The following is a 9,012-nucleotide window of genomic DNA, read 5'->3' as shown; positions in this document are numbered from 1 at the left end:
GCGCTTCCACCGGTGGCCGGCCTCGGGGGCCAGGGTTGGGGTCGACCGGCCACCGGTGGAAGCGCCGGGCCGGGGCCGAACCCGGGCTGGCCGGGCCCGCCGGCAGCGACGGGCTGCGGGCCGGCGGGGCGGGCAGGGCTGGTCATGCGGCCTCTTCTCGGGGTGACCCGTCGAGCGGGATGGTGACCTGGATGCGGCAGCCGGGGCGGTCCCGCCGACCCGGTCCGGCTGGATCGAGAACTCCGATCCGGCCGCCGTGCAGCTCGACGACCCACCGGGCGATGGCCAGGCCCAGCCCGGTCCCGCCGCCGGCCGACCGATCGCCGCGGGTGAACCGCTCGAACACCCGGGAGCGCTCCGCCCGGGGGATCCCCTGACCCTCGTCGCTCACCTCGAAGCGGAGCTGGCCGGCGTGTTCCTCGGCGCTCAACCGGACCGTGCCGCCGGGCGGGCTGTGTCGCGCCGCGTTGTCGAGCAGATTCGCGAACACCTGGTGCAGTCGCCACGGGTCGGCCAGCACGGTCAGGGGCGTCTCCAACTCGCGGAGTTGGTAGCGCACGTCCAGCCCCGCGCCGGTCGCACTCGCGGTGGCGTGCTCCACCGCCTCGTCGAGGAAGTCCCCCACGTCCATGCGGACCCGCCGTAGCGGGACCACCCCGGCGTCGAGTCGGGACAGGTCGAGCAGGTCGGCGACGAGGTGCCCCAGCCGCTCGGTCTGGGCCAGCGCAGAGCGCAGCGCCGCGGGTTCGGGCGCGGCCACCCCGTCCACCATGTTCTCCAACACGCCCTGCAACGCGGTGATCGGCGTGCGCAACTCGTGCGAGACATTGGCGATCAGCTCGCGTCGGCGCTGGTCCGCGGCGTGCAGGTCCTCGGCCATCTTGTTGAACGCCTGGGCCAGCTCGCCGACCTCGTCCCGGGACGTGGCGCGTACCCGGCGGGTGTAGTCGCCGCGGGCCATCGCCCCGGCGGCCGCCGTCATCTCCCGCAGTGGCGAGGTCATCCCGTGGGCCAGCACCTGCGAGGTGAGCAGCGCCACGGCGATGGCGGTCGCCGAAGTCACCGGTGGTGGCCAGCCGATGCCGTACGAGAAGTAGGCGAGTCCTGCCGCGCCGGAGGCGACGAGCAGCACGCCCAGTTTCAGCTTGATGGAGCGCACCGGGTCGAGCGGGCGGGGAAGCAGCTCCAGCACCCGGTCCAGCCGGGTGAGCAGGGTGGCGGTCATGACGGCACTTCCAGGGCGTAGCCGACTCCGTGCACGGTGCGGATGAGATCGGCTCCCAGCTTTCGGCGCAGGGCCTTGACGTGGCTGTCCACGGTGCGGGTGCCGCTCCCCTCGGCCCATCCCCAGACGTCGGCGAGGAGCCGTTCCCGAGGGAGCACCGTCCGGGGTCGTCCGGCGAGGTGGACCAGCAGGTCGAACTCGGTCGGCGTGAGGTGTACGTCCGCACCGGCCCGGCGGACCCGCCGCTCGGCCTCGTTGATCTCGATGTCGCCGAGGCGGATGGCGGGCGGAGCAGGGGTGGCCGCCCGCTCCACCCGCCGCAGCAGAACGTGGACCCGGGCGGCCAGCTCCCGCATCGAGAACGGTTTGGTGAGGTAGTCGTCCGCGCCGACCGCGAGCCCCACCAGCAGGTCGGTCTCGTCGTCCCGGGCGGTGAGCATCAGCACCGGTACCGGCCGGACGGCCTGGATCCGCCGGCACACCTCCAGGCCGTCGAAGCCGGGCAGCATCACGTCGAGGACGACGAGATCCGGCCGTCCGGTTCGGAACTGCTCGACCGCGCTGGGCCCATCCGCAGCGATCTCCACCGCGAATCCCTCGGCGCGGAGTCGGGCGGCGACCGACTCGGCGATGGTCCGTTCGTCCTCGACCACCAGTACCCGGCGTTCCTTCATGGGCCCTGACTGTAGGGAGCCGGCGTGGAGATCAGTGGGTGGCGTTGTGAATAACCTGTGGAGAACGGGTCACCCCTGTGGATAACCCGGTGGACGACGCCGGTGCGGGCCTCGCCGGAGAGCCCGCACCGGCGTCGTTCTCACTCCAGCCCGACGCGCTGCGGGCGGGCCGAGGCGGAGCCGAGCCAGGTGTGCGGGTTGCCGTACCAGCACCAGCCCAGTTTCGGCGCGCCCTGGCTGATCCAGATCGCCGGCACCCGCTTGTCGCCGCAGCGCGAGCCGACCAGCGAGAAGCACTTGTTCTTCGCCAGCGCCGCCGGATACAGGGTGACGAAGGCGATCCCCTCGTCGATGGTGAGCGGCAGCCGGTCCTGGCCGGTGATCACCTCCATGGCCGACGCGGGGGCCAGGTTCAGGGTCTCCTCGCCACGGTCCACGTCGAAGAGCAGGTACGCCGGGCCCGCCGGCACCTCCAGTTCCTTGATCGGATCGAATTTCGGCAGGTCGTCCTCGCCGTAGTGCCGGTCGAGGAAGCCGGGCTTGCGCTTGCCGGCGAGGGTGGTGAGCGCCAGCCGCTGCTCGACCGTCGCCAGGTCGCGGGTGATGACCAGCAGGAACGGCACGCGGCCCTCGGTCGGTGCGGGCAGCCCGGCGGCGCCCGTGATCGCCGCCGCGCGGAGCGGGGCGACCAGACCACGGAAGGCGTCCTCGGTCAGGTCGGCGAGCGCCGGATATCCCAGCTCCACCAGGCGGTCGAGTTGACGGTCGAATTCGGTGGCGGCGTCGAACACGGGCGGCTCCATTCGTCGTTCGTCCCGGATACCGTACGACGTACGACAGTCCGGGGTTATTCCCGCTGGCCGATGCAACCTGTATGGGCGACCGCCCCGTAGTACGACCGTGATGGTCAACGGCGAGGAATGGGCAGGGCTGGGAGCCGGGGTCAGCGGTTCCAGTCCTGCTTCGCCGCACGGACCAGCTTGTCCTTCAGCTCCCGGGTGTGCCGCCGGCTCACCGGCAGCTCGGTCCCGTCGATCACCACCACGTAACCGGAGTTGACCAGCCGCAGCTCCGCGATCAACTTCAACTGCACCAGGTACGACCGGTGCACGCGGACGAAACCGGCGTCGGCCCACCGCTCCGCGAGCGTGGCCAGCGAGACCCGCACCAGGTGCGACCCCTCCGCGGTGTGCAGCCGGGCGTAGTCCCCCTGGGCCTCCACCCAGCGCACCGCCGAACGGGGCAGCATCCGGGTGGTGCCGGCCAACTCGATCGGGATGGTCGGATCCTCCTCGGCCCGGGCCAGCGCCGCCGGATGCGACGGCACCACCCGCGACCCGATCACCCGGCGCAGCGACTCGGCCAGCCGCTCGGCCCGGACCGGTTTGCGCACGTAGTCGGTGGCCCCCAGGTCGAAGGCGTCCACCGCGCCGTCGTCGTACGCGGTGACGAAGACGATCGCCGGTGGCCGGGCGAACCGGCGCAGCACCCGGGCCAGCTCCATGCCGTCCAGGCCGGGCATCCGGATGTCCAGGAACACCACGTCCACGTCACCGTCGCGCAGCAGCCGCAGCGCCTCGGTGGCGTCCCCCGCCGTGTGCAGGCGGGCCACCCGGGGGTCGGCCCGCAGGTGGTACGCCAGCTCGTCGAGCGCGGGCGGCTCGTCGTCGACCGCCAGCACGCGGAGGAAACCGGTCGTGCTCACTCAGTGGCCCCCGGTCGCTCGTCGCGCGCGCTCACGATCCGGCCCGCACGCCGGGGTGGAATTTCGGCACCCGCATGCTCACCCTGGTGCCCGAGCCGAGCCCGGTCTCGACGACCAGGCCGAAGCGGTCCCCGAACACGGACCGCAGCCGCTCGTCGACGTTGGAGAGGCCGACGTGCTGGCCGGTGTCGTCACCCGGGTCGCCGGTGCTGCGGGCCAGCTCGGCGATGCCGGCGGTCAGCGTGGTCGGATCCATTCCCACCCCGTCGTCCTCCACGGTGATGTGGCATTCGGCGCCCGCATCCCGGGCCTCGATGCTCACCATGCCCGTGCCCGGCTTGCGGGACAACCCGTGCCGGACCGCGTTCTCCACCAGCGGCTGGAGGCAGAGGAACGGCAGCGTCACCGGAAGCACCTCCGGCGCGATCTGCAACCGCACCTGCAACCGGTCACCGAACCGGGCCCGCTCGATGGTCAGGTAGCGGTCGATCGAGCGCAGCTCCTCGGCCAGCGTGGTGAACTCCCCGTGCGCCCGGAACGAGTACCGGGTGAACTCCGCGAACTCCAGGATCAGCTCGCGGGCCCGCTCCGGATCGGTGCGCACGAACGAGCCGATCGCGGTCAGCGCGTTGTAGATGAAATGCGGGCTGATCTGCGCCCGCAGCGCCCGGATCTCGGCCCGCGCCAGCCGCTCCCGCGACGAGTCCAGCTCGGCCAGGGCGAGCTGGTTGCCGGCCCAGTGCGCGGTCTCCAGGGTGGCCTGCACCAGTCCGGGCGCCGGAGGGCTGTCGGCGATCGCCACCAGCGCGCCCACCACCCGGCCGTCCGCGCCGTGCAGCGGCGCGACCACCGCTCCCCGGATCGGGCAGTCGACCCGGTCGCAGTGCAGCTCGGATTCACCGAGCACCGTCGAGCGCCCGGTCTCCACCGCACGGCGGGCCGCCGCGAGCAGTTGCTCACCGTGGTGCCCGCCGCGTCCGTCGAGGGCGAGCAGCTCGTCGGCGTCGGTGAGCGCCAGCCCGGCCGCCCCCACCAGAGCCCGCAGATGGCGTACGGCCTTCGCCGCGCCCGCCGCGCTCAGCCCCGCCCGCAGCGGTTCGGCGGCCAGCCCGGCGGTGTGCAGCACCTCGTAGGTGGCCCGCTGGGTGGCGGTGGCGATGCCCCGGCGGGCACGCAGGCGCAGCACCGCCAACAGGGCCGCGGTCAGCGCGGTGACCAGTGAGACGACGCCGACGACGGCGGAGAGGTTGCCACCCACGCAGCGATCCTTGCCGCTGCGGGCCGGCGAGCCAACCCCTAGTACGCGCCCTTGCGGGCCAGCACCACTCCGACGGTGCGCCACAGGATGCTCAGGTCGTACGCGAGCGACCAGTTGTCGACGTAGTAGAGGTCGAGCCGGACGGACTCGTCCCAGGACAGGTCGGAGCGGCCGGAGACCTGCCAGAGGCCCGTCATGCCGGGGCGGACCAGCAGCCGGCGGCGCACGTCGCCCAGGAAGTCGCCGTCGTCGGCCGGCAACGGGCGGGGCCCGACCAGCGACATCTCACCCCAGAGCACGTTGATCAACTGCGGCAGCTCGTCCAGCGAGGAGGCCCGCAGGAAGCGGCCCACCGGGAAGACCCGCGGGTCCTCCTTCATCTTGAACAGCATGCCGTCGGTCTCGTTCCGGTCGACCAGGCTGGCCAGCCGATCCTCGGCGTCGACGTACATGGTCCGGAACTTCCAGACCCGGAACGTGCGCCCCTCGTGCCCCACCCGGGGCTGACGGAAGAAGACCGGCCCGGGGTCGGAGATCCGGATGGCCACGGCGATGGAGAGGAAGAGCGGGATCAGCAGCAGCAGACCGAGGCCGGCGGCGACCCGGTCCATAAGGTTCTTGGCCAGCAACGCCGGCCCGGAGAGGGTCGGCTCCTCGACGTGCAGCAGCGGCAGACCCTCGATCGGCCGGATGTGCACCCGCGGACCGGCGATGTCGGTGAGCTGCGGGGCGACCACCAGGTCGACGCCGGAGCCCTCCAACTGCCAGGCCAGCCGGCGCAGCTCACCCGGCTCGGCGCTGGCCGACCCGCAGACCGCGATGGTGTCCCCGCCGACCTCCCGGACCAGGGCCAGCACGTCCCGGCCGGCGTGCACCGGCACCGGGGTGGGCATCCCTCGTGCCGCGGCGTAACCGTCAGTGATGTGGATGGCGACCGGCACCAGCCCGGCGTTCGGGTTGCGGGTGACTGCCGCGTAGACCTCCAGGCACTCCGGCAGGGTGCCGACCAGCACCATCCGGTGCGCGGCCTGCCCGGCCCGCCGGCGGATGTAGTGCAGCGCCCAGCGGGCCACGAAACGGCCCCAGAGGATCAGCACCGTGGCGCCGACCAGCGCGGTGCCGACCGTATACCGGGAGAGCTGGGTCACCGTGGCGAAGGCGAGGAACGAGACGCTCGCGGCGACCGTCACCGAGGCCCGGATCACCCGTTTGAACTCGTCCGGCCCGAGCCCCAGGTAACGCCGGTCGTAGGCCCGGTTGCTCCAGAGGATGATCACCCAGCCGAGCGGGAGCAGCAGGTAGGAGATGGTGTGGAACCAGGTCGGGTCCTGCTTGGTGCCGGAGAAACCCGAGGCCGCCTGGTCGAAGAGCTGGATCGCGATCCAGCTGGCGAACGCCGCCGCCCCGAAGTCGAGCACGAGCAGGATCGCCGTGTAGGGGCGGTGCCAGCGGGAGACACGGCGTCGCGCCCTGGCCCAAGCCGACCGGGGGACGCCGTTGTGCGACGGCGGCGTCGGCGGCTGAATTTCGAAGCTGTCGACGTGCCGCACGAGTCTGCTCCGGCCTTCGTTGGTTACCGGGCGCTGGAGGCTTGCCGTCACCTCACCCATGTCCTCCCGCATGACACGTGCCGCTCACTCGCCGTGAGGGCCCGGGTCGCCCACCGTCCCAGTCTCCCACGTGGGCTCCGACCGGTCGCGGCCCCGGAAAGGATTGGCGACCGATGGTGCCGGCGGGATCTGGCCGGCTTCGCACCATTTCAGAAGCCGGGGACCGGGCCACTATACCGATGGATGCACGCGTGGCGGGAACCGTGGACCGGAGCTTCTGCTCACTCGGGACGATTCCGCTCCGTAGTTGCCACGTGTGATTACTCACCGTACGAGGCGGGACAACCGTCGGTCAGCGAGCGGCTTGCCGCCGGTCTGGCAGGTCGGGCAGTACTGGAGGCTGGAGTCGGCGAACGAGACCTCCCGCACGGTGTCACCGCACACCGGGCAGGGCAGGCCGGTGCGGGCGTGCACCTTCAACCCGGAGCGCTTTTCGCCCTTCAGCTCCGCGGCCCGCTGCCCGAGGGACCGCTGGACCGCGTCACCGAGCACCTGCCGGGTGGCCGCGTGCAGGGTGGCGAGCTGGTCGTCGGTGAGCCGGTCGGTGATCGCGAACGGGGACAGCTTCGCCGCGTGCAGGATCTCGTCGGAGTACGCGTTGCCCACGCCGGACAGCACCGCCTGATCGGTCAGCACCCCCTTGACCTGCCCGCGCCGGCCGCGCAGCCGCTCGGCGAAGGTGGGCAGGTCCGCGGCGAGCGCGTCCGGGCCCAGCTTGGCCACGCCCGGCACCGCCGACGGGTCGGTGACCAGGTACGCGGCCAGCTTCTTCTGCGTGCCGGCCTCGGTGAGGTCGAAACCGGAGCCGTCGTCGAGGCGGACCCGCAGCGCGATCGGGCCCTTGCCGGGGCGCAGCGGGGTGGTGGCCGGGAATGCCTCCCGGTAGTGCAGCCAACCCGCCCGGGCCAGATGGACCACCAGGTGCAGATCGCCGTCGACGACCACGTCGAGGAACTTGCCATGCCGGCGGGCGTCGACGACCGCCCGCCCGGCGACCGCGGTCGGTGCCGGGTCGTACGTCTTCAGGGCGCTGATCGCGGCGACCTCGAGCCGGTCGACACGCCGCCCCACCGCGCGCTGCCGCAGGTAACCCGCGAGCGCCTCAACCTCCGGTAGTTCGGGCACCAGCCAACGGTAGCCTTCTTTCCCGTGAGAATCGTGGTGGCACACAACCGGTACCGGGAAGCCCAGCCCTCCGGCGAGAACACGATCGTCGACTCGGAGATCGCTCAGCTCACCGCCGCCGGCGTCGAGGTGCTGCCCTTCATTCGCAGCTCGGACGAGATCCCGTCGATGTCGAAGGTGGCGAAGGCGCTGCTGCCGATCTCGCCGATCTGGGCCCCCCGGGCCCAGCACGACCTGAGCCGGCTGCTCACCGAGCACCGGCCGGACGCGCTGCACCTGCACAACCCGTACCCGCTGCTCTCCCCCTGGGTGGTGCGGACCGCGCACCGGCACGGCGTGCCGGTGGTGCAGACGGTGCACAACTACCGGCAGGTCTGCTCCTCGGGGATCTACTTCCGCGACGGCGTGATCTGTCAGGACTGCAAGGGCCGCACGCTGGGGGTGCCGGCGATCAAGCACCGCTGCTACCGCGACTCGGCGGCGCAGAGTGCGCTGATGGCGACCACCCTGGCCGTGCACCGGGGCACGTGGCGGTCGGTGGACCGGTACATCGCGCTCACCACGGCGATCGCCGACCACCTGCGCGAGTACGGCATTCCGGACGAACGGATCGTGGTGAAGCCGAACGCCGTACCGGACCCCGGCCGGCCTGCGCCGCTCGGTGACGGCTTTCTCTACATGGCCCGGCTGAGCCCCGAAAAGGGTGTCGACCTGCTGCTGGACGCGTGGCGTCGGCATCCGGTGGGCGCACTGGGCACGCTGCGCGTCGCCGGGGACGGCGAGTTGCGCCCGCTGGTGGAGGCCGCCGCCGCTGAGCGACCCGACGTGGTCTACCTCGGTCAGCTCGACCGGACCGGAGTGCGGGCGGCGGTCGAGGCGAGCGCGGTGGTGATCGCCGCTGCCATGTGGCACGACGTGCTGCCGACCGTGATCATCGAGGCGATGGCCAGCGGCCGACCGGTGCTCGGTACGGCGTTGGGCGGCATCCCGTACCTGGTCGGGGCGGATGCCCCGCACGAGCCCGCCGGCACCGGGCCGGCCGAGGTCGCCTCCGCCGTCGCCGGCGACGGCGGCGCGTCGCCGATGCCGACCGGGATCAAGGCCGGCGAGGCCGGCTGGGTGGTCGCCCCGGAGCCGGCCGCGCTGGCCGCGGCCCTGCCGGTGGCCCGGGCCAGGGCGGCCGCGGTGGCCCCGGCCGCCCGCGCCCGCTACGAGCGGACCTTCCACCCTGACGTGGTCACCAAGCAGCTCATCGACGTCTACGCCGGCATGGCCCGCACCGCGCACCGCCACTGACCTGCCGGCCCTGCCGCCGCCCGCCGTCCCGGCCGCGTGCCACCCACCGGGCCGGGCCGGCAAGGTCGCGCCGCCCGCCGCGCCGGGGATGCGTGCCGCCCGCCGGGTCGGCCCTATGC

At 72.6% G+C, this 9,012-nt stretch carries 8 protein-coding genes; 1 reads left to right on the top strand and 7 read right to left on the bottom strand.

What is annotated here, in order from left to right; genetic code table 11:
- Positions 1-142: 142 nt before the first annotated feature.
- From EAD89_RS29070 to EAD89_RS29040, 7 genes are all read right to left on the bottom strand, one after another.
- Positions 143-1,225, bottom strand: coding sequence for a HAMP domain-containing sensor histidine kinase (locus EAD89_RS29070; RefSeq protein WP_121677920.1), 1,083 nt, complete (start codon positions 1,223-1,225; stop codon positions 143-145).
- Entirely contained in the window at positions 1,222-1,899 is a 678-nt protein-coding gene (locus EAD89_RS29065; protein WP_121656487.1) for a response regulator transcription factor, read from the bottom strand. The genes EAD89_RS29070 and EAD89_RS29065 overlap by 4 nt, the downstream gene beginning before the upstream one ends.
- Before the next feature lie 140 nt (positions 1,900-2,039).
- Positions 2,040-2,702, bottom strand: coding sequence for a DUF5701 family protein (locus tag EAD89_RS29060; protein ID WP_121677919.1), 663 nt, complete (start codon positions 2,700-2,702; stop codon positions 2,040-2,042).
- 140 nt (positions 2,703-2,842) lie between these two features.
- Entirely contained in the window at positions 2,843-3,604 is a 762-nt protein-coding gene (locus EAD89_RS29055; RefSeq protein ID WP_121677918.1) for a LytTR family DNA-binding domain-containing protein, read from the bottom strand.
- A gap of 31 nt (positions 3,605-3,635) precedes the next feature.
- Complete coding sequence (locus tag EAD89_RS29050; RefSeq protein WP_121656485.1) at positions 3,636-4,862, bottom strand: sensor histidine kinase; 1,227 nt, start codon at positions 4,860-4,862, stop codon at positions 3,636-3,638.
- A gap of 38 nt (positions 4,863-4,900) precedes the next feature.
- The gene (locus tag EAD89_RS29045; protein ID WP_199723547.1) at positions 4,901-6,472 is read right to left on the bottom strand and encodes a sugar transferase; all 1,572 of its coding nucleotides are present in this window, start codon (positions 6,470-6,472) and stop codon (positions 4,901-4,903) included.
- 264 nt (positions 6,473-6,736) lie between these two features.
- Entirely contained in the window at positions 6,737-7,597 is an 861-nt protein-coding gene (locus EAD89_RS29040; protein WP_121656483.1) for an Fpg/Nei family DNA glycosylase, read from the bottom strand.
- A 24-nt stretch (positions 7,598-7,621) separates the two neighbouring features.
- On the opposite strand from EAD89_RS29040, the gene EAD89_RS29035 reads away from it, so the two are divergent.
- Complete coding sequence (locus EAD89_RS29035; protein WP_121677917.1) at positions 7,622-8,893, top strand: glycosyltransferase family 4 protein; 1,272 nt, start codon at positions 7,622-7,624, stop codon at positions 8,891-8,893.
- Positions 8,894-9,012 lie beyond the last annotated feature (119 nt).

Origin of the sequence: Micromonospora sp. BL4, from assembly GCF_003667505.1 — a bacterium.
Taxonomy (GTDB): Bacteria; Actinomycetota; Actinomycetes; order Mycobacteriales; family Micromonosporaceae; genus Micromonospora.
Note: the sequence above shows the minus strand (reverse complement) of the source record. Positions and strands in the feature narration are given on the sequence as shown.

Bases quoted from the DNA above. Each gene is read 5' to 3' on its own strand.
- EAD89_RS29070 (WP_121677920.1), bottom strand. From the start codon at position 1,225: ATGACCGCCACCCTGCTCACCCGGCTGGACCGGGTGCTGGAGCTGCTT.
- EAD89_RS29065 (WP_121656487.1), bottom strand. From the start codon at position 1,899: ATGAAGGAACGCCGGGTACTGGTGGTCGAGGACGAACGGACCATCGCC.
- EAD89_RS29060 (WP_121677919.1), bottom strand. From the start codon at position 2,702: ATGGAGCCGCCCGTGTTCGACGCCGCCACCGAATTCGACCGTCAACTC.
- EAD89_RS29045 (WP_199723547.1), bottom strand. From the start codon at position 6,472: ATGGGTGAGGTGACGGCAAGCCTCCAGCGCCCGGTAACCAACGAAGGC.